The sequence below is a fragment of the Acetobacter sp. AN02 genome (assembly GCF_029759835.1).
Taxonomy (GTDB): Bacteria; Pseudomonadota; Alphaproteobacteria; order Acetobacterales; family Acetobacteraceae; genus Acetobacter.
The window spans coordinates 1-20988 of record NZ_JAJJND010000039.1 but is presented as its reverse complement, the minus strand read 5'-3'; the positions used below and the strand labels follow the sequence as shown (position 1 = coordinate 20988).

General features: G+C 58.1%; 20 protein-coding genes and 1 pseudogene. 9 read left to right on the top strand and 12 right to left on the bottom strand.

Going from position 1 to position 20988, the window contains the following annotated elements:
• Positions 1-301: 301 nt before the first annotated feature.
• From LOC54_RS06520 to epmA, 4 genes are all read right to left on the bottom strand, one after another.
• Complete coding sequence (locus LOC54_RS06520; protein WP_279313022.1) at positions 302-733, bottom strand: hypothetical protein; 432 nt, start codon at positions 731-733, stop codon at positions 302-304.
• 145 nt (positions 734-878) lie between these two features.
• Positions 879-1598 carry a fasciclin domain-containing protein gene (locus tag LOC54_RS06515; RefSeq protein ID WP_279313021.1) on the bottom strand — a complete coding sequence of 240 codons (720 nt, stop codon included), beginning with the start codon at positions 1596-1598 and terminating at the stop codon, positions 879-881.
• Between the two features lie 36 nt (positions 1599-1634).
• Entirely contained in the window at positions 1635-2054 is a 420-nt protein-coding gene (locus tag LOC54_RS06510; RefSeq protein ID WP_279313020.1) for a hypothetical protein, read from the bottom strand.
• An 85-nt stretch (positions 2055-2139) separates the two neighbouring features.
• Entirely contained in the window at positions 2140-3135 is a 996-nt protein-coding gene (epmA, locus tag LOC54_RS06505) for an EF-P lysine aminoacylase EpmA (protein WP_279313019.1), read from the bottom strand.
• 55 nt (positions 3136-3190) lie between these two features.
• Here epmA and LOC54_RS06500 point away from each other — a divergent pair, with 55 nt between their 5' ends.
• On the top strand, positions 3191-4240 hold the full coding sequence (locus LOC54_RS06500; protein WP_279313023.1) for a lysine-2,3-aminomutase-like protein: 1050 nt from the start codon (positions 3191-3193) through the stop codon (positions 4238-4240).
• Positions 4241-4300: 60 nt separating this feature from the next.
• Here LOC54_RS06500 and LOC54_RS06495 read toward each other — a convergent pair whose 3' ends face one another.
• Entirely contained in the window at positions 4301-4570 is a 270-nt protein-coding gene (locus tag LOC54_RS06495; RefSeq protein ID WP_279313018.1) for an HU family DNA-binding protein, read from the bottom strand.
• A 247-nt stretch (positions 4571-4817) separates the two neighbouring features.
• On the opposite strand from LOC54_RS06495, the gene LOC54_RS06490 reads away from it, so the two are divergent.
• Complete coding sequence (locus LOC54_RS06490) at positions 4818-5690, top strand: rhamnan synthesis F family protein (RefSeq protein ID WP_279313017.1); 873 nt, start codon at positions 4818-4820, stop codon at positions 5688-5690.
• An 8-nt stretch (positions 5691-5698) separates the two neighbouring features.
• Here LOC54_RS06490 and LOC54_RS06485 read toward each other — a convergent pair whose 3' ends face one another.
• The gene (locus LOC54_RS06485) at positions 5699-6865 is read right to left on the bottom strand and encodes a serine hydrolase (protein WP_279313016.1); all 1167 of its coding nucleotides are present in this window, start codon (positions 6863-6865) and stop codon (positions 5699-5701) included.
• A gap of 124 nt (positions 6866-6989) precedes the next feature.
• Between LOC54_RS06485 and LOC54_RS06480 the strand changes: the two genes are divergently transcribed.
• The gene (locus tag LOC54_RS06480; protein WP_279313015.1) at positions 6990-7652 is read left to right on the top strand and encodes a dienelactone hydrolase family protein; all 663 of its coding nucleotides are present in this window, start codon (positions 6990-6992) and stop codon (positions 7650-7652) included.
• A gap of 79 nt (positions 7653-7731) precedes the next feature.
• On the opposite strand, the gene LOC54_RS06475 is transcribed toward LOC54_RS06480, so the two are convergent.
• The 3 genes from LOC54_RS06475 to LOC54_RS06465 all read right to left on the bottom strand — a co-directional run bounded on the left by LOC54_RS06475 (position 7732) and on the right by LOC54_RS06465 (position 12594).
• On the bottom strand, positions 7732-10683 hold the full coding sequence (locus LOC54_RS06475; RefSeq protein ID WP_279313014.1) for a TonB-dependent siderophore receptor: 2952 nt from the start codon (positions 10681-10683) through the stop codon (positions 7732-7734).
• Between the two features lie 226 nt (positions 10684-10909).
• Positions 10910-12418, bottom strand: coding sequence for a sodium:solute symporter family transporter (locus tag LOC54_RS06470; RefSeq protein ID WP_279313013.1), 1509 nt, complete (start codon positions 12416-12418; stop codon positions 10910-10912).
• Positions 12415-12594 (bottom strand): DUF3311 domain-containing protein, encoded by a 180-nt coding sequence (locus LOC54_RS06465; protein WP_279313012.1) that lies wholly within the window; start codon positions 12592-12594, stop codon positions 12415-12417. The genes LOC54_RS06470 and LOC54_RS06465 overlap by 4 nt, the downstream gene beginning before the upstream one ends.
• A 219-nt stretch (positions 12595-12813) precedes the next feature.
• On the opposite strand from LOC54_RS06465, the gene LOC54_RS06460 reads away from it, so the two are divergent.
• Positions 12814-13890, top strand: a complete 1077-nt coding sequence (locus tag LOC54_RS06460; protein ID WP_279313011.1) for an alkene reductase — start codon at positions 12814-12816, stop codon at positions 13888-13890.
• Between the two features lie 53 nt (positions 13891-13943).
• Here the strand turns inward: LOC54_RS06460 and LOC54_RS06455 are convergent, their stop codons facing one another.
• Positions 13944-14612, bottom strand: coding sequence for a preprotein translocase subunit YajC (locus LOC54_RS06455; protein WP_279313010.1), 669 nt, complete (start codon positions 14610-14612; stop codon positions 13944-13946).
• 212 nt (positions 14613-14824) lie between these two features.
• On the opposite strand from LOC54_RS06455, the gene LOC54_RS06450 reads away from it, so the two are divergent.
• From LOC54_RS06450 to LOC54_RS06430, 5 genes are all read left to right on the top strand, one after another.
• Entirely contained in the window at positions 14825-15427 is a 603-nt protein-coding gene (locus LOC54_RS06450) for a hypothetical protein (RefSeq protein ID WP_279313009.1), read from the top strand.
• Positions 15428-15615: 188 nt separating this feature from the next.
• The gene (locus LOC54_RS06445) at positions 15616-15888 is read left to right on the top strand and encodes a YtcA family lipoprotein (RefSeq protein ID WP_279313008.1); all 273 of its coding nucleotides are present in this window, start codon (positions 15616-15618) and stop codon (positions 15886-15888) included.
• A gap of 4 nt (positions 15889-15892) precedes the next feature.
• On the top strand, positions 15893-16942 hold the full coding sequence (mdtN, locus tag LOC54_RS06440) for a multidrug transporter subunit MdtN (protein ID WP_279313007.1): 1050 nt from the start codon (positions 15893-15895) through the stop codon (positions 16940-16942).
• Positions 16923-18770 carry an FUSC family protein gene (locus LOC54_RS06435; RefSeq protein WP_279313006.1) on the top strand — a complete coding sequence of 616 codons (1848 nt, stop codon included), beginning with the start codon at positions 16923-16925 and terminating at the stop codon, positions 18768-18770. The genes mdtN and LOC54_RS06435 overlap by 20 nt, the downstream gene beginning before the upstream one ends.
• The gene (locus LOC54_RS06430; protein WP_279313005.1) at positions 18767-20395 is read left to right on the top strand and encodes a TolC family protein; all 1629 of its coding nucleotides are present in this window, start codon (positions 18767-18769) and stop codon (positions 20393-20395) included. Before LOC54_RS06435 ends, LOC54_RS06430 begins: the two co-directional genes overlap by 4 nt.
• A 27-nt stretch (positions 20396-20422) precedes the next feature.
• On the opposite strand, the pseudogene fliN reads toward LOC54_RS06430, so the two are convergent.
• Positions 20423-20665 (bottom strand): annotated as a pseudogene (gene fliN / locus LOC54_RS06425) (flagellar motor switch protein FliN); the annotation flags it as partial.
• A gap of 7 nt (positions 20666-20672) precedes the next feature.
• Positions 20673-20988 (bottom strand): hypothetical protein (locus tag LOC54_RS06420; protein WP_279313004.1); only part of this gene is annotated, 316 nt, incomplete at its 5' end.

The window sequence follows — 20988 nt, the reverse complement described above, 5'->3', positions numbered from 1 at the left end:
GAAAACAGTCTGCACAGGAAGCCGGAAAGTACAACACTCACGGCACACGAGCAGCCCTTAACTGACGACACGCCGTAGAATAAACATCAAAAATTTTTATAACAGGCTCAATATTATTTCCCAGAAGAGAGCACATTATATTCAAAACAGAAGATTTATTACGAACTGAAAATCCAATATCAATTACTTGTAAGATTCTTATTTTCAAATCTTTATTTGTAACTTACTCCAGATTGAATTTACACCCTCCCCCAGATACTCAGAATCATTTATTTTTTCCAATACAGAAAGTACGAGTCCTTTATTTGCCATCCTCTAAATCTCCCAGAGCTGATGTGCAGAATGAGTCATGCTGATCTTTAAAGCATTGCTCTATAATATCTTTATTCCGGCATGACCTGTATTGATCAGGCAAAAATGCAGTTACATACATGAATTCCGGAGAAGCTTTAGCAGATGAAGCACCTTTCGAAGTAACACGATCAAAATTATCTTTTACCCAAATAGCCTGGTCGGGAACTCCCAAATCCGTTAATGCTTTTGTTATATTTCTTAGCCGCTCAGCAGATAAATTTCTGTTCTCTGGTTTTTCATTTCTATCAAAATTTCCTTCCAAAAAAATATAACTTCTTTCCTTTATAGATGTTTCTGCAATATATTTTATCGTTCTATTCGCATTTTTTCTTGGAATATTACTCCATTCTGGAAAATACATATATAACTTCTCCGGCATACAATAATCCGGACTTCTTACGTCTCCATATTTCGTAGAGAAATTACTATTCCGCAAAGGAAGAAAATGGAAAAAACAAGATAAAGTAAAAAAATATTCTTTTCTTCACATTATCCCCCCTTATATATTTTTGCTCTGAAAAGTATCAGCGATGCCCCGACACTGGTGTTTTCTGCAAAGCGGGCGGCTGCAGCAGCGAGTCCATGAAATACAGTACGCCGTTCGACTGGGGTACGCCTCGGACCCAGAAGTGGCTTATGCCTCCGGCACCGTTTCCGGCCTGCAGCTGACCCGAAGCGGGATCTCTGGAGAACACAAGCGGCAGACCGCTCAGCGTCTTCAGTTGAATGGCATGCGTGTGCGATGCCGCCACGGCAGCTTCCAGCCGCTTCATTGGCCATCTGCCATGAACGATCGTATACCCCGTCAGAGTGCGGACAAACGGCAGATTTCCGGGATCGCGCAGCATGTTGCCGATACTGGCGTCATAAGCCTCAATGGCATTATTCGGCACGGCAAAGACTGTCCACGGGCCGCTGCGCTGCAGCAGCGTGAACCAGCCGACCGACTGAAGCAGGACACGGTAATCCGCAAGCTCAAGATTTGTCAGCAGCGTATCGTTCAGAGGACGGTCACAGAATACAGGCGTGGCCGGATCCGGATAGGCTATCGCACTGTCCGGCGCTCCCTTGCCCGACACATCATAGGTCCGGACACCGGACACCGTAGGGGTGAGATAGGAACAGACGCCCGTGTGCTGCTGATACACATCCTGACGCGCGCCGCTCTGACAGCCGGCAAGACTGAGGAGACCTGCCGCAGTACATACCACCGCCGCAGACCGCCATCCGGTTTTAACTCTCATTCCCGCTCCGATCTCACACAACTTCCGATTGAGGTTTCAGCACCCGTTGCCACGAACTGTCCATCCTGTCACCTTCCCGTCCGTCAGCTCGAAGGTCGTCTGACAGGTGGTGTTGTAGGCTGTCGGCGGAATACCGCCACCGCCAAGGCCCCAGCCCGGACCGCCGCCCCAGCCCCAGCCGGGTCCGCCCCAGCCGCCGCCCCAGCCACCCATGCCCCAGCCCATTCCCCAGCCGCTGTAACCGCCGGAATAATAAATCTGGTTGTCGATATAGGCGAGGAACAGATGACCGCTGGCCTGGAAGGTGCGCGTCGGAACGCCGAACGCGCGCACGACATCCACCTCCGCCTTCCCGATCAGGGAGTTCATCAGGGCCTGCTGCTCTTTTGAAGGACCGTCCTGGCATCCTGCGAGTACCAGCATTCCGGCCATAAGATAAAACCGTTTTTTTATCATGCCGGTCTCTCCGCAAAATATGGGCGACACTGACCATAGCATGGGACTGCGCCGGGAACGAACAGCTTCTGAAGACAGGAATGTCCTACGCTATCCACAGAACGTCGCGGATATGCGGCGCACCCGTCGCAAGCATGACCAGACGGTCGAATCCGAGTGCGATACCCGAGCAGTCGGGAAGCCCCCCAAGCGCCGCAAGGAACCGCTCATCCGCACTCCAGTCAGGACGTTCAGGATAAAGAGCCCGACGTCGCCTGCGATCACCGGCAAATCTCTCTCTCTGCTCCGCCTCGTCCGTCAGTTCCTCAAAGGCATTCGCAAGTTCGATCCCGCCCATATAAAGCTCAAACCGCAGCGCAGTCCGCGGATCGGCCGGATTTTTCCGGGCCAGCGCCGCCTGGGAGGAAGGCCAGTGCGTCAGGAACGTCGGGCAATCGCGTCCGATGGCCGGCTCCACCCGCTCCAGAAGCAGACGGAAGAACAGATCCTCCCAGTCCTCTCCGTCCCGCAGAACACATCCGGCCTCAGCCGCCAGAGCGGCCGCATCGCCCTCAGTCGCCAGAACATCCGCACCAACGAAACGTGCAAACGCATCAGCCACAGTCAGCCGTTCGAACGGCACGTCAAGACGGATCATATCCTCTCCGCGCCGCACCTGTGGAGGCAGGCACAGCCGCATGAGCGCTTCTGTCTCATCCATCAGCGCAGCCATATCCGCTCCCGGACGATACCATTCCAGCATCGTGAACTCATGAGCATGGAGCGCACTGCCCTCGCCGTTCCTCCAGACGCGGGCAAACTGATAGACCGGCAGAGCCGTGGCGCTGACAATCCGCTTCATCGCGAATTCCGGACTGGTGTGCAGGAACAGCGGCTCACTCTCCCCGCCAGGACCGGTCCGGATGGTCGAAAACACATCCAGATGCACCTCCTCACCCGGTGCAGGCACGGCAAAGGGCGTCTCGACCTCAATACAGCCACGTGCCTCCAGAAAAGAACAAATCATCCGCCGTATCCCGTTTCGCCTCAGAAGCAGCGGAAGACGCTCGGTAATCCGGTCCGGATCTGCGGAAACATGCATGGATCTCACTCCGTCTGGTTTGCGGAAAGCCGTATCCGCCGATAAAAACGCCGCCATGCCCCGGCCCGTCAATTCCACATCCCCGTCTTTCCGGACCCTGCGCTCCCCGGAAGACCTTCTGCAGGCAGGACTGATCGCAAAGGAAGAGACCGACGCCATCAGACACGTGGCGGAGCAGTATGCAACAGCCATCCCCCCGGCCTTCGCGGAGCTGATCGGACATCCCTCGGACCCGATCGGTCTTCAGGTGATCCCCTCAGCCGAAGAACTGATCACCACACCGGAAGAGCGTTCGGATCCGATCGGAGATGAAGCCCTCTCCCCGGTCCCGGGCATTGTTCACCGTTATGCGGATCGTGTGCTTCTCAAGCCGACACTGATCTGCCCGCTCTACTGCCGCTTCTGCTTCCGGCGCGAACATGTCGGCCCCTCCGGCGGACTTCTGACGGAAGCGCAGCTCGAAACCGCACTGGACTGGCTGAGAAATCACGAGGAGATCCGGGAAGTCATACTCACGGGCGGCGACCCGCTGATGCTCTCCCCCCGGAGACTGCGCGACATCCTGAGTGCGCTGGAAGAGATCCCGCACATCACCACGCTGAGGCTGCACACCCGCGTGCCCGTCGCTGCCCCCGAACGCATCACGCAGGATCTGCTGGAAAGCCTGGAGACCCGGAGAGTTCTCTGGATCGCAATCCATGCCAATCACGCACGGGAGTTCTCGCCCGACGCCCTCAGGGCCATCTCTGACCTGCGCCGGAAAGGACTCCCGCTGCTCGGGCAGTCCGTGCTGCTCAGAGGGGTGAACGACAATACGGACTCGCTGGAAGCCCTGCTGCGCGCGATGGTCGAGGCCGGAATCAAGCCCTACTACCTGCACCATCTCGACCCGGCGCCGGGCACGGCACGTTTTGCCGTCCCGGTTGAGGAAGGACAGGCTCTGCTGCGCAGCCTCCGCGGACGCGTCACCGGCCTGGCATGGCCGACCTATGTGCTCGACATTCCCGGAGGGCACGGGAAAGTGCCTCTGTCTCCGGAATATCTCAGCCCCGACGAAAACACCGTGGAAGATCCTTCAGGACAGCGCCACGTATTCCGGTCGTAATACAAAAAAAGCGGGGCCAGATTCTGACCCCGCTCTCATTCCATTCCGTTCAGGACTGTATCAGACTGCTTTTTTCAGATTGGGACTGGCCTTGAAGCGAACCGTCTTTCCGGCCTTCACCTTGACCGGCTCACCGGTGCGGGGGTTCAGCGCCTTGCGGGCCTTCGTCTTGCGCACGGTGAACGTACCGAAAGACGGAAGAGTGAAACCACCATCCCGCTTCAGCTCCCCGATAATTGCTTCCATCAGATCTGCAGCTGCTTTATTTGCAGCAACGCCTGTGCAGTTGATTGAATCCTGAATGACAGCAGCGATGAAAGCCTTACTCATTGTAGCGCCTGAACCTCTCTGAAGGATGAATGACTGTGCCGGATTACCGCGTAAGGTATATTCAATATTCTGACTTTTCCGGCTTCTACCCTGACCCGGACGAAGAAACCAGAAAAAAATGACTGTGAAAAGACAATTCTGCAGCATCTTCCGGATGAAACGGCATACAGACGGTCATAACAGTCCCATATGGCACCGCCAGACCCCGTTTTCTCTTTTTTCCTTTAACAGAAAGTGAAAGCCTGGAATGATCTCATCTCCGATCTGCCTTTTTGCAGCATGGTGCCCCGACGGATTCCTGCCCGATCATCTCACTCATTATTTGTCCGAACTGAAATCCTGCGGCTTTGATATCATCCTGGCCCTGTCCGGAGCCTCATCCCCTGTAGCACAGACAGAGCAGTTCTGCAGAAAAAACGATATCCGCCTCTGCCCCAGACCCAATGCCGGCATGGATTTCGGCGCCTGGTCCGACCTGCTCCGCCAGGGTATCCCGGAAGATGCCCCGCGCGTACTGCTGGCCAACGACAGCGTCATCGGCCCGCTGAGCCCGCTGGAACCGCTCATCCGCCATATGGACCGCCAGGACGCGGATATATGGGGGATGGCAGGCTCGGCCCTTCTCCGCCCTCACCTGCAGTCGTGGTTCCTCAGCTTTCGTCGGGATGCCCTAGAAAGACCGGCCATCCGAAGGGTATTTACGCAGAATTTCGCGACAATGACCCGGGAAGAGATCATCTGGCACGGAGAACTCGGTCTCGCCACGGCCGCACGGGTCGAAGGCCTGAAATGTATCGCAGCCTGGAACCCCTCACGCCTGGCTGACCGGCTGATGCCTGTCAATCCCATGCACCTGCAATGGGAACACCTCCTCAGAACGCGGCATACCCCGTTTCTCAAGGCCGAACTGCTGCGCGATAACCCGCTCAGGCTGCGCCATCTGGAGCGCTGGAAAGATTTCTGCGCGGAATCCGGTCTGGACCCTGAACGCATCACGCAATGGCTGCAGCGCAACGCAAGACCGGCCGTACGCAGCCCGTCCCTGCCCTTCAGAACCCTGCTGCCCCTCGTAGCCAGACTACAGAGAATCGGAGAACGACGCAGATCACCGCCTGTATAGCCCTCGTGTCAGAGAGCAAGCTCCCGCGCCACCGCAGTCGCAACCTCGTGTCGCAGATGCACGATCGCCTCTCCGCCCCCGCCCGACGGGTGAACCCTGTTCGTCAGAAGCAGAACCCAGGTATCAGAGGCAGGGTCCATCCACAGGGACGTTCCGGTAAAGCCCGTATGTCCGAACGATCCCACAGGAAAAACATCTCCCCGCGGCGTCGCGTAATGTGAGGAAATATCCCAGCCCAGTCCGCGCTGCTCCGCCAGCCCAGCAGGAGACTGAGGCGTGGTCATGAGCAGAACCGTCTTCTGCGCAAGCGGAAACGAACTTTTCCTGCCGGCCCGCCGGTCCATGAAGGACTGCGCGAACAGAGACATATCCGCAGCATCGGAAAACAGCCCCGCATGCCCGGCTACACCGCCCATACGCCGGCTCGTCGGATCATGCACGACCCCGCGCAGAAACCGCCCTGTCTCATCGCGCTGCGTAGGCGCGATGATCTCCGGGGAAACCTGCCGTTGAAGCGGAAGAAATTCTGATCCGGACATGCCCAGAGGCGTCAGGGTATGCTGCTGTGCATACGCATCCAGCCTCTGTCCCGACAGCTTCTCGACCAGAAGGCCAAGAACAATAAAATTGATGTCACTGTAAATAAATTTCGTATCAGGAAGACAGAGCGGAACAGATGCGAAAGCTCTCCTGATCCCCTCATCCCGTCCGGTCCACGGATCAGACAGATCCACATCCGGCGGCAGCCCGGAATAATGGGTCAGAAGCTGACGGATCGTCAGACCGCGCTTACCGTTCACACCGAAATCAGGGAGATAAAGGGAAACAGGATCATCCAGACGGAAAAGATCACGCTCCCATAACTGCATGACGGAAGGCGCCGTCACGATCACCTTCGTCAGGGACGCCATATCAAACCGCGTATCCGGACTCATAACCTCCCTTACCGGCTCCAGCGCGCGATATCCGAACACACCCCGATGCACGACCCGGCCTCCGTGCCCGACAGCGAGAACCGCTCCGGGAAGGTCCCCGCGCACCACAGCCGCACTGATCAGCTCATCCGCCTTCCATGGCGCATCCGCTCCCGCCGCTCCGGTCATAAGACCTGCCCCCGCCGCCAGAGTTCCGAGCAGAACCTCTCTCCGTCCCGCCCGGATACGATCATCCGCCATTCCCGTCTCCCGTATGTCCGTCAGTCTCAGCCTGCCGCCCTGACAATATTCCCGCAAGCCTGTTGATCTGCCCTGCGGGCGGACGCACTGTTCTGCGTCAGCATCTCTCCGGAAGGATAAAGTCATGACATCAGTCCGCACACTCACCGCACAGGACGGGCACAGCTTTTCCTTAATCGAGGCCGGATCCCCGGAAAGTCCGCACGCCATCGTCATCGTGCAGGAAATCTTCGGTCTGACCGGCAATATGCGTAATATATGTGGCTTCCTCGCCGGGCAGGGTTTCCATGTCATCTCTCCGGCTCTGTTCGATCGTGTCACACCCGGCCAGGTGCTCGGATACACTCCGGAGGACGTGCAGCGCGGGCTTGACCTCCGGAGTCAGATCCCCCTGCAGGCCTCCATCATAGATCTGTCCGCCTGCGCCGCTGCACTGAACCGAAAGAAAGTCGGAATCCTCGGATTCTGCTGGGGCGGAACACTCGCCTGGGAGGCCGCCTGCCAGACGGAGCACTTTGCCGCTGCAGTCGCATGGTACGGGGGAGGCATTGCTGAACATCTCGATCAGATGCCGCACTGTCCCGTCCAGATGCATTTCGGCGGACAGGATAAATCCATCCCCCATCTCGATATTACGAAAATTCGTGAAGCGCACCCGGAAACGGAAATTTTCGTCTATGACGATGCCGGGCACGGCTTCGGTAACAGAGACCGCTCCTCATGGAATGCGGATGCCTCGGATCTTGCCTGGGAACGCAGCCTTGAATTCCTGAAAAAGCGCGTCTGAAAGTCTGAGACAAGGCAGAACACAGAAAGGGCCGGGAAATCCCCGGCCCTTTCCGTCTGCTCAGCACATACCGGCAGGATCAGAGATTGACACTGGCCTGCAGGAACACATAACGGCCGATGATCTGCTCCATATACATATTTGCGTTGGTGTTGGTTGAACCATCCGCAACGAACGGAGCTTTCTTATCGAGAATATTGTTCACACCACCCTCAAAGTTCCAGCGTCCGAGCCTGTAGCCGGCCGTCAGGTCATGAGAGAAAATACCGGGTGTGGAGCAGTAGGCATATGTCTTGCAGGACACATCGCTGGTCCCGTCATTCCACTTCATACCACCTGTGTAGTTCATCATATAGGTCAGACGGAAATTATCATGCGCCCATGTCAGCGTCGCGTAATCACGCACACGCGGACGCCCTGCACCATATCCCTGATACAGCATCCGGCCGGTGTAGTTCAGCCACGCACCGCCCGGCTCATTCTGCTGCAGATAGGAAATGAGCTGCTGGAAATTATTGTTCAGCGTGAGCGTATCGCGCAGACCAAGACGCAGACGATAGGTCAGGTCGAAATCTATACCGCTGGTCCGTATTCCGCCGACGTTCTGATAGATATTCTCAACCGTTGACAGCTGCCCGGCAGAGTTACGCGGATTGATACTGTCACATTGTGTTGCCGAAGCACCGGTGGCGCACTGGTCCAGAATATACTGGGTCGGCAGCGTATTGATGGTGTTCTTCACGTAGTAGTGCCAGTAATTGACACCGATCCGCAGACCCGGCGTCCAGCGCGGCGTGATAACCGTACCAATCGTGTAGGTCTTGGAGGTCTCCGGCTGCAGCTTCGAATTGCCACCCGCAATCACAGGAACCTGAGGGTTGGGCTGCGTAAAAGTCGCCGTATTGATGCCCTGTCTGGAGCAGTACATCTGCACCGCGGCAGCCTGCGCGCCATAGCTGGAAACCTGTGAGCAGGGATCATTTGCCGAAGCATATCCCAGAGCCTGGCCACCATAGAGTTCTGCGACACTCGGCTGCCGAAACGACGTACCCAGCGTTGCGGAGAAGCTGATATCCCGCACCGGAGCCCAGTCGATGGCCACTTTCCAGATCTGCGTGCTGCCGAAGGTGTTGTAATGCACCCAGCGTCCCTGACCATCGATCATCAGATCCTTCGCAAGGAATGCATCATGCAGAAGCTGCAGCTTTCCTTCGATATAGACCTCGGTCGAATTAAAACCGCCGCCGGTATTTGCAGAGGAGTTACCTGCGGAGTCACCACTCATGGAGACAGGGTCAGCGTGATAGCTGCCCTGCTCGCTGCGATGCTCCACACCGGCAGCAATGCCGAAATGGCCACCATGAGCATACGGCATACGCACGATATCATCGTTATGCACACGCGCGTTGAAATCACGCAACTGATAGTCCGAATGATCATGCTCGTTAAACACGGCATACTGTTTCGCCCGGCCGGTCAGATCCTGCAGCGGGTTGCCAAGCTCACATCCGGCAGAGGCAACACAGACCGACGGGTCATAGGTAACAGGACTGCTGGAACTGGTCGGATCAGTCTGACGGATTCCGTAAATTTCCATCAGATGACGATAATTCACAAGGTTGAGCGTATTATATGTTGCCTGGCTGGTGCCATAGCTCATGGACACGTCATACATCCACTTGCCGACAATCACACCCTTCGAACCGGCCGTCACCTGCCAGGTGTCCGTGGCCTGGTTGGTCTCACGGGCCCCCAGTTCCGTATAGCGGCGATACATATACGGATCGGTGCCCATCTCCGAAGAATAATACGGAGCATTTTCCGGAAGAGAGAGCGGGTTCGGCAGATTGGACGGGAAAATACTGCCACCAACCGGCATCGGAGCCAGCGTCTGTTCCGTCGCCTTGTGCGTATAGCGCACGTTTGCATACAGATTCAGATGCTTGTTGATGTCGTAATGGGCGTCACCACCGAGGGAAGCCTGCTGGTTATACCCCGCCAGGGAAGATCCGCGGGCGTAGTTATAACGATCCGCAGACGTAAACTGATGGAAGCCCCCGCCGGGATTAGCCGCAAGATTTGTTCCGCTGGCATCGGACATGATGTGGGATGCTGCGGAATATCCGGACCCGAAAGTCGGGGCCTGACCGATCTCCACATCACCACCCCACGGATTGGAGAGATATCCGCGATCCTTCTGCTGAACACCTCCCTGCGTGGTATACTGACCAAAGACGCTGATGTTTCCGCGATCATGGTCAAAATTAAAGCCATAATGCCCGGAGATCTTGCCCGTCCGGTCATCTCCCACATCGGTCAGACCACCGCGAACAAGAATATTCCCGCCCTGAACATTATGCTTCATCTTGATGTTGATCACACCGGCAACGGCGTCAGCGCCGTAAAGCTCGGACCCGCCATCCTTGAGGATCTCGACACTCTCGATCATATCCGTCGGGATCGTGCTCAGATCCGCACAGGACACGCCTGAGTCCTGTGTCTGCACCATTCTCTTGCCATCAACCAGAACCAGTGTCCGGCTGCTGCCTAGGTTACGGATGTCCGAGCACGACAGACCATCACCGCCATTCTGCTGCCCTGAAGAAGTACCGGAACTCCCCATCGACGGAAGACGCATCAGGTAATCACCAAGGGTCACCGCAGAGGTCTGCTGAATATCCTGTGCCTTGACCGTCTGAACCGGGTTCGGGCTGTACCGGTTCGAGCGGAGCGCTGATCCGGTAACGACGATATCCTCGGAGTCCTGAGAGGCCACACGTGCCTGCCGGACCGTCGCCGCCCTGGTCGCGGACGAAATCGTCGCCTGGGATGCGGGAGCAGCCGGAGCAGCAGAAACCGGATGCACTGCTTTGCGTGCTGGGTGTTTTTTAGCGGCAGAAGCAGAAGATGTAACAGGATGCCTTGTCGCGGCATCCGCAATCACCGGCATACCGGCAGCAACAACGGGCAGAATGTAGAGGAGAAAGACGGAGCGCGAGGGGCGTCTTGCGCTCAGATCAGTTCTGGACATTCAGGGAGCTCTCCTGAGCAAAGAGGTCTGAGAATCCTTGCAAGGATTCAGCGTAACTCCCCTTTGAGAGCATCCTGGTTCCGTGTCGACACCAAATCGAAACAATATAGGCTGTTTTGCAATAAAGTGGTACTTTTTTGTGACACTCCTGTGACGGGACCGCTCAGAATGAAACGGCCGCCCTCCCGGACGGCCGCTTGATATCTCGCCTGAATTTTAAAGGAAATTATGCCTCGGAAGGCTTCGCTCCTCCGACCAGCCCCTGGATCACCGAGATCACCAGCACCACAACAAGATTGATGCCAAGAGCGATCAGGCCAGTTGAGACAACCCAGGATATATCCCCGAATCCGACAGGATGTACGGGCTTCAGACCATCCATCCAGCACAGGGCAAGACCGGAAACCGATCCCGCAGCCCAGCCCGCAAGCAGAGCCGAAGAGGTCATGCGCAGTTTCGTCACGCCCAGAACCAGCGCCGGGAATGTCTGCAGGACAACCACACCGCCAAGAAGCTGCAGATCGATGGCAAATTTCGCGTTAAGAAACAGAACGCAGATCAGTGCGCCAAGCTTCACCACGAAACCCGTGACGCGCGCGCCAGTCACGGTCTCATATCCCTTGGGCAGAATATTGTGTGTCACCAGATTGGCCGCACCGATCGCCATCACCGCCGCCGGAACCAGAGCACCGACCGCAATCGCCGCGAAGGCAAACCCGACAAACCAGTTCGGGAAGATCGTCTGGAACAGATAGGGCACGACCATATTCGTATTGGTCGTGTGAATTCCCGCAGCATACGCCATGTAGCCCAGCAGGGCGATCAGACCCAGCACGATCGTATAGGCCGGAAGGAACACGGCATTCTGCCGGATCGTGTCAGCGGAACGCGCCGCAAGAATACCGGTCAGCGTATGCGGATAAAGAAACGCCGCCAGAGCGGAAGACAAAGCCAGGGTCGCATAAGGCACCACCTGCCCGGAAGACAGAACATGCCCTCCTCCGGCGGACGGCAGAGCCTTCTCAGCAATATCAAACATCGCGCCATAGCCGCCGAGGTGAACCGGGATGATCGTGACCGCCGCAATCACCGCGACATAGATCATGATGTCCTTGATGAACGCCGTCAGCGCCGGAGCATGCAGACCGCCGAGCCATGTATAGGCAGCAAGGGAAATGAAGGCGATCACCAGAGAGATGTTCCCCGGCAGACCAAGCGCCTCAACCACGGTCCGGATCCCGATCAGCTGCAGCGCAATATAGGGCATAACCGCAACCAGACCGCTGATCGCGCAGGCAAGCTCAAGCCCCCGCGATCCGAAACGGCCACGCACGATATCCGCCGCCGTAGCATACCCCCCTGCCTGAGCGACCTTCCACAGCTTCGGCATCACCATGAAAATAAAGGGATAGACGATGATCGTATAAGGCAGCGCGAAAAAACCGAAACCACCCTGCGCATACACCAGGGCCGGAACGGCAATGACCGTATAGGCCGTGTAGAAATCACCGCCGACAAGGAACCAGGTGATCCAGGCACCGAACTGACGGCCGCCAAGCCCCCAGTCCTCGGCCCCCTCGCCATGCCCCCCGTGAGCCGCCGGAGGAGACTTACCGCCCTTACCGCCGATCCGGCCGCGCCACAGCGCCACCGTGGAGCCCAGAATGATCGTCAGCCCGAAAAACAGGATGAAAACGGTCAGCGCAATGCCGTCAGGCGCCGGGATCCCGCTCATGAGTGCTCTCCCTTCTTCCAGACAAGCCAGATGAGCGCGGATGTCACCGGAACCCAGGTCAGCTGGTACCAGTAGAAGAAGGGAAAGCCGAGAAACACCGGATCATGCATGTTGTAGAACGGAACCCACAACAGCCCGATGAACGGAGCCAGCAGCAGCAGATTGAGATATTTCATGGAACGGGAACGTCCGGATTCTTATTGGTTATTAGTCTGGAAAGTTCATTCATTCAGAGCCGCTCATTCTGTCAATGGGATTACAGACGATTGTTCAGGCCGGTTGCGCCTGCGGCACACCATCCCCAGCTATCCTCATGGAGCCGCTCCGCTCCTGAGCAGACGGCTCGCCGCACGGCCCGTGCCGCATTTTATGCCGCTTCCGAAAAGGATTTTTCCATGAGCATATTATCCGACCCTCTCCGTATCGGAGCCTTCGAGGCCTCAAACCGCGTTTTCATGGCCCCGCTCACACGGGCACGCGCCACACGGGAACATGTACCGACGCCCCTGATGGCGGAATACTACGCCCAGCGCGCCGGAGCCGGACTGATCATATCGGAAGCCACGGGAATCAGCCGTGAGGGCCTCGGATGGCCCTGCGCACCGGGATTGTGGAGCGACGCACAGGTCGAGGCCTGGCGCCTGATCACCGGAACGGTGCACGGAAAAGGCGGACGGATATTCGCCCAGATCTGGCATATGGGCCGTATGGTTCACTCTTCCGTGACCGGGCACCAGCCGGTCTCCTCCTCCGCCACGACCGCACCGGATGAAATCCACACACTGACCGGAAAGCAGCCCCCGGAACGCGCCAGGGAGCTGAGCACGGAAGATATCCGCCGGATTCTCGGGGATTACGAAAAAGCAGCCCGCAATGCCCTGGCCGCAGGGTTTGACGGCGTGCAGATCCACGCGGCAAACGGCTATCTGATCGACCAGTTCCTGCGCGACAGCACCAATTATCGGACGGATTCCTACGGCGGCTCCCCGGAAAACCGGATCCGCCTCCTGCGCGAGGTCACGGAACGTGTCTGCTCGGCCATCGGAGCCGACAGGACGGCCGTGCGCCTCTCACCCAACGGCGCGACCCAGGGATGCATCGACACACATCCCGAAACCATCTTCGTACCGGCGGCAAAAATCCTGAACGATCTGGGAATCGCCTTCCTGGAACTGCGCGAACCCGGCCCTCAGGGCACGTTCGGACGCACGAGCCAGCCCAAACTGCACGGGCAGATCCGGGAGGTCTTCACGCGCCCTCTGGTCCTCAATCAGGAATTCACACGGGAAAGCGCCATCGCGGCACTCAGGGACGGGTCCGCAGACGCCATCTCGTTCGGGCGGCCCTTCATCTCAAATCCGGACCTGCCCCGCAGGCTGGAGGAAGACCTCCCTCTTGCGAAGGATAATATCAGCACATGGTACTCGGCAGGCCGGGAAGGCTACACGGACTACCCGTCCCTGCCCGCCTGAACCTGCAATACCTCCCGGCGGAACACCGTCCGCCGGGACACAGAACCGGCCTGTTACCGGCCACGGGGAACAGGATCAGCAATCACCACCGGTCCGGCCCGCTCCTCAACCTGCATCTGCGGCGAAACGGTACGATTGAGGATCAGGAACGTAATGGCGTCGGAAGTCGTCACATCAACATCCTGACCGGTCTTCAGACGATGCAGAAGAGGCATGAAATTCCTCTGCCTGACCGTGATCGTACGTTTCCTGCCCGTATCGTCCCGCACCGTCACCATATGCTGGTCCACATCAATGGCCACGATCTTCAGGCGCTCGCGATGGAAGGAAATCAGCGTCCCGTGCGGATGCCGGTGGACATAGTTGCGGGCCTCCGTGATCGTGGATTCGGGCTCAGAACTGCCCGGAAGGGCGATCGTCGCCGCCAGCGTCTGATAATAACGGATTTTCAGCAGATCCCCTGGCTTGAATGTCGGCAGATTCTTCGCATGAGGCGGCACCTCAGCCGTCAGCAGACCTCCGTCCTGATTTCTGAGCAGAAGCTCGCCGCTATGGGGATCAATGGTCTCAACCGTCGCAACCGTTTCCTGATTGCCCGTAATGACCGCTGCTTGGGCATGTGCCTGCCCGACGAGGACAGAATCACCCGCCGCCGCCAGGCACATGACGGCGAACGCTGAGGAAAGCACCCGCCCCTGACGGCGGAAAGACTGAAAATTCATAATGAACCTGTCGCTCATCTGTTCAGAAACACGGCCACCCTACATGCTCAGGACGCCCGGGGCTATGGTCATTCCGGTGTAAATACCATTCTTCAGACACCCGTCCGGTCATTTCAGGAAACCACCCTGCAGTTATTTATTGCAATTAAGAGTTATTCTTATTTAAGGTGGCGTCATCACATGGAGGCCGGGTCGACCCGGCCGGAAAGATCATGACCTGTTCATCGCGATTCCTTTCCGATCTCACCGGCAGCGAGCAGATGGCTGTCTGGACCATACGCCGTCTGGCGCGCCCCGCAGACGAGCATCACTCCCCGGGCACGGAAAGATTCCGCCTGCCCTGCTTCCGCACCGATTTCGCCCCGATGGCAAAAGCACTCACGCAGGCCGTCCGCTCCGCCCGCAGCCTGTGCGGAACGGATGATATTTCCCTGCCGCCTGCCACCACGCTGTCCCCGACGGAAGATCTGCTGCTCCGCGCCACGGCAGAAGCACAGAATGATCAGGAGCAGGGCATGACCAGCCTTCTCTCGACTCATTTCATGCACCCGCTGGTACTTCTGAGGTTTTCCGACGCACTGATGCAGCTGGCCGCCTGCCTTGCAGGAGCGGGATACTGGCTGTCCGATCATCGTCCGGCCCGGGATGCGCGCCGCCACATCTTCACGCCGCAGCCTGCATCAGCCGCCCTGTCCTCACGCATCCGCCCGCCGGAAAGAAACATCCGTCTCTCCGCCTCACAGATCCAGGGGACGCAGCGCTCTGCCCCGCAGTTCTCTGATCGGAAGCCCTCCGGACACATGGCACTCGCCTGAAGCAGCCCCGCTCCGGAGCACCGGGACATCTCCCGGCAGACCTTACCGCCCCCGGGCAGGTCCGCCGGGGGAACATATGAAACATTTCTGCGTATTTGCAGAGCGCTTCCGTTTCTTCAGATTTGAGTTCATATCCGAGAAGAGATAATACACGGAAAATACCGTGCGCCCTGATGCGGAGATGTGGCTTGGAAAACGTTAAACGCATGCTGACTCCGCTGGTCGCAGGCATGCTTCTCTCCGGATGCGGAACCGATCCCGCTCCGTCTTACCCGATCATCGGTGCCTATTTCCCCTCATGGATGCTGTGCGCCATCGTCGGCATCCTTGCGGCCATCATCTTCCGGGTCATCTTCGTCATAACCGGACTGGACGGCCTGCTCTCCTTCCGGTTCTTCACATACGTCGCACTCGGAACGATCGCCGGTCTGCTCCTCTGGTCTGCCGCATTCGGGCCCTGAGATCATGAAAACAGTCAGAACGGAAAAAAAATCCCGTATCGGTATGATCATCGCCGTCATCTGCATCGGCGCGGCCATCATCTACGGTATTCACGTCACGACAGTCAGCAGTGAACATCCCTCAACCGACGATGCCTCCATCGACGCGGAGGTCGTGCACACGGCCTCCACCGTCGCAGGCCGCCTCATTGAGCTGAACGTGAAGCTGAACCAGCGCGTCCGCAAGGGAGACGTGCTCTACCGCATCGATCCCAGACCCTATCAGCTGACCGTCGAAGAGGCCGAGGCCGGACTGGCACTGGCCGAAGCCCAGCTCGCCAACGCGCAGCGCTCCCTCTCGGCCAAAACCTCCAACGCCCAGGCCGCCGCGGAACAGGTCAGACGCACACAGGACAACCGGGATCTGGCAGCCAGAACGGTCGCACGCCTCCGTCCGCTGGCCGCACAGCGCTATATCCCGCTCCAGGAGTTCGATACAGCGCGCGTCAGGCTGCAGAACGCGGAAACATCCCTCGCCCAGGCAAAGGAAAGCCAGGCTGCCGCAGACGTCGTCATCGGAGACCTCAATACCGCCCTCGCGAACAGGGACGCCCGCCGCGCCGCCCTCGACCGCGCGCGCTATGAACTGGAACAGACCACGGTCATCGCGGATCACGACGGATATATCACCAGCCTGCGCGTCCGCACCGGAGAGGTCCTCGCCCCGTCCCGCCCGCTCTTCACCCTGATCACGGATAACGAGTGGTACGCCTCCGCCAACTTCCGCGAGACCGACCTCAAACAGGTCCATCCCGGAGACTGCGCCACGGTCTATTCCATGATCAACCCGCAGAGCCCCGTCCGCGGAACCGTCGAAAGCATCGGATACGGCGTCTCCTCGCTCGATACCGCAAACATGCCCGGAAGCCTGCCGATGGTCGTGCGCGAGATGGACTGGGTCCGCGTGGCGCAGCGCTTCCCCGTCCGTATCCGCCTCGAAAACACGCATCCCGAACTGCTGAGAGTAGGCGCCACCGCCACGGTTGAGATCCGGCATGGCGCCGCCTGCCGCTGATCCGGCGGGCAACCTCCGATCCTCGTTCGGTTTCGCCCGTCTGCACCTGAAAACCCTGCTCCGGCTGATCCGGGATCCCGTTCCCGGACGCCTGGCCTATGCTCTGCAGACGGCCGCGGGATGTGTCGTCGGCGTGCTGGCCGGAGAGATCTGGCAGATCCCGGGCCTGGCCCTCACAGCGATCGTGACACTGGCCGGATGGCAGAAAAACCGTGTCAGCAATATCATTACCGGTATCGTCTTCAATATCATGTTCCTGATCGTCGTGTTTACCCTCTTCCCCCTGATCAGGCTGACCCTCGATCACCCGCCGCTCATCGCGGCTGCCGTCGGCATCCTCTCCTTCATCTTCTTCTTCCTCGGCTCGGCCAGCAAAGCCAAATCGGTCGCCAATCTGATCGGCATGCTCTTCATCTACGGACTTGTATCCATAGATGATATTCCCGTCGGAGAGGTGATCACGCGAGGCCTGCTCTACTTCCTGCTGTGCACAAGCCTGCCCGGCGTCGTCATGATCGTCCTCGGGCTGCTGATCAGCCCCTCGCCCAAAACCGTGCTCTGCACCGACATCGCCACACGCCTGAAACTGAGCGCCCGTCTGCTCGAAAGCGATGATCCGTTCTTCCGTGACAGCGCCGTCACCCTGCTGCGCCAGGGCGATGCCGGCATGCTCAAGCTCGCCGGACTGGCCGGCAAGGAAAAACTCTGGAAACCGGAAGACCTGAAAGCCCTGTCCTGGTCAGCACGCTCCTCACTCGCGGTCCTGAGCCTGACCCTCTCGGGCAAGGCCGATGCGGACATCCCCCGGGAAACACTGATCCGACTGCTCAGAGAGGCCGCCGATATCTTCGCAAAAGGTGACTATCCCGCCGCGATCACATCCCCCGATCTCTCCCCGGATTCCACCTCGGTCATGACCAGGGTGCTGACGAACTTCTCATCGCCGCCTGCACCTCCGGCCGAAATCCAGCCGACTGAAACCGGATCTGACGAAGCTAAACCTGCTGAGAAAAAAAAACCGAAATCAGGTTTTTTCTTCCCCGACGCATTCAGCAATCCGGATCACGTCCGCTACGGCATCAAAGGCGCAGGCGCCGTCCTGATCGCCTATTTCCTGCTCAAGGTCACGGACTGGAGCGGGATTCATACCATCATGATCACCTGCTTCTTCGTCGCACAGCGAACGATGGGAGAAATGATCTCCAAACTCAGCCTGCGTATCTCCGGAGCCATAACCGGCGGGCTGATCGCCATCGGCAGCATCGTCTTTATCGTGCCGCATCTGCGGGATATCACGTCCTTCCTGATACTGGTCGCCATCGTGACGCTGGTCTCCGCCTGGGTCAAAAGCGGAGACCAGCGCATCTCCTACGGCGGATTTCAGATCGGACTGGCCTTCTTCCTCACCCTGCTGAAAGGCTACGGCCCGACAACCGACATGGAGACAGCCCGTGACCGTATCGTCGGTGTCCTCGCAGGTAACCTGATCACCTACGCCATGTTCACAACCTTCTGGCCCATCAGCGCGTGGAACGATATTTCTGACTGCCTGAAAAAACTCGCAACGGCACTCCGCACCATGCAGAACGCAGACAGCCTCAGCGAACGTATCCGCTATAACGGAGAGGTTCAGTCCGCCCTGGCCTCCGCAGAACGCTGCATCGAGCTCTCCCGGCTTGAGCCCCACCACATGCGATCCGACATGGCCCGACTTGAGACATGCGCAAATGCGGTGCATGAAGCCGCCCTGAACGCACAGGAGCTGATATCAATGCCTGAATGCAATACAGCACCGGCCATCGCCACGCTGGAAACGCTTGCAGCATGACACACAGATCCATCGCCGCCACGCTCCTGCTCCTGACCCTGTCCGGCTGCGCAACCGACGCACTCCGCTCCGCTCCGCAGCGCCCGGATCAGCCCTGGCACCCGGATGTCTCCGACAAGGGAGAGATTCTGCCCGGACGCGCACAGGGACGGCAGAGCCTCGCTCTCCCCCCGGGCTTCGTCCTGCCATCCAACAGCAACATCAGCCCGCGCCTGCCTCATCCCGATATCGCACCGGGCCACGCCTACCAGCTGGCGGAAATTATCGACATGGCGGAGGAATCCAGCCCCGTCACCCGCACAGCCTGGAATGCAGCCCGCGACGCAGCCCTTGCCGTCGGCATCACCCGCGCAAGCTACCTGCCGACACTGACCGCATCCGTCGTCGGCGGCTATACGAGGAGCCGGAACAGCCTCAACAGCGCATCACTGAGTGACGTCGGACAGGCCGGCACGGTCAGCACCGGCAATCTCGGAAACAGCGGATGGACTTCCGGCACGGGCGAGGTCCAGACCCTCGGCCTCCAGTGGCTCCTGTTCGATTTCGGAGAACGTGAAGCCCGTATCAGCATGGCGCAGCAGACGCAGATCGCCAGCAACGTATTATTCACCGGCGCGCACCAGAAGGTCATCTACGACGTCACCCTGGCCTATTACGCCCACGCAGCCGCCGTCGCCCGCCTGAAACTGACCCGCGATGCCCTCGTCAACTCCAGGAAAGTCGCCGCCGCCGCCGAAGCCCGCCTGAAGCAGGATCAGGCCACGGTGCAGGAAGTCGCACAGGCCCGGGCAACCGTCGCCCAGAATGAACTGCGCGTCGTCGAGGGAGAAGGAAGCGTACGCGACACCTATCTCTCCCTGATGACCGCAGCAGGCCTGTCCCCGACAACACAGTTCGATATCGCCCCGGTCACGGGCCGGACCATCAGGGTTGAGGATGCCACCCTGACAGACGACATGATCCGCAAGGCCGTATCCAGACGCCCGGACGTTCTCGCTGCCTATGCCAGCGCCAGAAGCGCCGAAGAAGGCGTCCGCGCAGCAAAAAGCGCGTTCCTGCCCAAGATATTCGCAACCGGAAACGTGTCCTACAGCACAGGCAATCTCGCCCTGTCCTCCCTCCCCGGAGCAGGCCAGAATTCAAGCCCCACACTCAACGTATCTTCAAATGCGTTCAGCAGTATTATCCTCGGCGGCATCACCATACCGGTCTTCGACGGCGGACTGCGTGCCGCCCTCCTCAGTCGCGCAAGAAACAGCGAAGACAACGCCAAAGCCACACTGAGACAGACTCAGGATGAATCCGTCCGTCAGGTCGTCGCGGCACAGAATGCCCTGCACACGGCTTCAGCGGCCTACAAGGCAACAACCGCTGCCGTAAAAGCCAGCCAAATCAGCTTTAATGCCGCTCTGACAGCCTGCCAGTCCGGGGCAGGTTCCGTCACGCAGGCCATTCTCGCACAAAGCGTCCTGCTGAACACAACCATCCAGCAATCAGACACATATCACGCAGCCCTGACAGCCGCAGCGAGCGTCGCCTTCGCAACAGGCGCCCTGGGACAGGCCCCTGACACGTCCGGCATCCCGGAATATTCGCCGGAGGAACTTCCGACAGAAGGACAGTAACTGACCGTCAGATATCACCTTGTAGATTCAGACAGTATTCTTATCACCCTTGATAATCTCAAGCATGGTAACGCCGATATTGCTGTCATCAACAACAACAATCTCACCCTTCGCGATCAGCTTGTTGTTAATATAAATATCGACCGGATCACCGATTTTTCTATCCAGCTCAACCACGGCGCCACGTCCCAGCTTCAGAAGCTGACTGACCTGCATCGTGGACTTTCCAAGCACAGCACTGACTGTGACCGGAATTTCGTAAACACTGTTCATATCTTCACTCATCTTCGCCCCCTGTAACAGAATTCATATCAGCCAGAATTCCTGATTTGATGTGATCAAAATCAACAGACATAAAAACATCATCACCCCGGAAGGAAATTTCATATCCTCCTTCCCTCACGGAGATATTGCAGTCAGAAAATCCCATAGAAAAAAAAGAATTTTTTAATTTATCCATATCCACGAAAGGCATAAAATCAGAACCGATTTCAATCTTCATGGTAATCCCCCCATAAAAAGAGTGGCTTTTGGATGAGAATTTTCTCAGCGTGAGGATGAGGAGATTCTGATGAAGAGTGGTCGCTTTACTG

Bases quoted from the DNA above. Each gene is read 5' to 3' on its own strand.
- LOC54_RS06520 (WP_279313022.1), bottom strand. From the start codon at position 733: ATGCCGGAGAAGTTATATATGTATTTTCCAGAATGGAGTAATATTCCA.
- LOC54_RS06515 (WP_279313021.1), bottom strand. From the start codon at position 1,598: ATGAGAGTTAAAACCGGATGGCGGTCTGCGGCGGTGGTATGTACTGCG.
- LOC54_RS06510 (WP_279313020.1), bottom strand. From the start codon at position 2,054: ATGATAAAAAAACGGTTTTATCTTATGGCCGGAATGCTGGTACTCGCA.
- epmA (WP_279313019.1), bottom strand. From the start codon at position 3,135: ATGCATGTTTCCGCAGATCCGGACCGGATTACCGAGCGTCTTCCGCTG.
- LOC54_RS06500 (WP_279313023.1), top strand. From the start codon at position 3,191: ATGCCCCGGCCCGTCAATTCCACATCCCCGTCTTTCCGGACCCTGCGC.
- LOC54_RS06495 (WP_279313018.1), bottom strand. From the start codon at position 4,570: ATGAGTAAGGCTTTCATCGCTGCTGTCATTCAGGATTCAATCAACTGC.
- LOC54_RS06490 (WP_279313017.1), top strand. From the start codon at position 4,818: ATGATCTCATCTCCGATCTGCCTTTTTGCAGCATGGTGCCCCGACGGA.
- LOC54_RS06485 (WP_279313016.1), bottom strand. From the start codon at position 6,865: ATGGCGGATGATCGTATCCGGGCGGGACGGAGAGAGGTTCTGCTCGGA.
- LOC54_RS06480 (WP_279313015.1), top strand. From the start codon at position 6,990: ATGACATCAGTCCGCACACTCACCGCACAGGACGGGCACAGCTTTTCC.
- LOC54_RS06475 (WP_279313014.1), bottom strand. From the start codon at position 10,683: ATGTCCAGAACTGATCTGAGCGCAAGACGCCCCTCGCGCTCCGTCTTT.
- LOC54_RS06470 (WP_279313013.1), bottom strand. From the start codon at position 12,418: ATGAGCGGGATCCCGGCGCCTGACGGCATTGCGCTGACCGTTTTCATC.
- LOC54_RS06465 (WP_279313012.1), bottom strand. From the start codon at position 12,594: ATGAAATATCTCAATCTGCTGCTGCTGGCTCCGTTCATCGGGCTGTTG.
- LOC54_RS06460 (WP_279313011.1), top strand. From the start codon at position 12,814: ATGAGCATATTATCCGACCCTCTCCGTATCGGAGCCTTCGAGGCCTCA.
- LOC54_RS06455 (WP_279313010.1), bottom strand. From the start codon at position 14,612: ATGAATTTTCAGTCTTTCCGCCGTCAGGGGCGGGTGCTTTCCTCAGCG.
- LOC54_RS06450 (WP_279313009.1), top strand. From the start codon at position 14,825: ATGACCTGTTCATCGCGATTCCTTTCCGATCTCACCGGCAGCGAGCAG.
- mdtN (WP_279313007.1), top strand. From the start codon at position 15,893: ATGAAAACAGTCAGAACGGAAAAAAAATCCCGTATCGGTATGATCATC.
- LOC54_RS06435 (WP_279313006.1), top strand. From the start codon at position 16,923: ATGGCGCCGCCTGCCGCTGATCCGGCGGGCAACCTCCGATCCTCGTTC.
- LOC54_RS06430 (WP_279313005.1), top strand. From the start codon at position 18,767: ATGACACACAGATCCATCGCCGCCACGCTCCTGCTCCTGACCCTGTCC.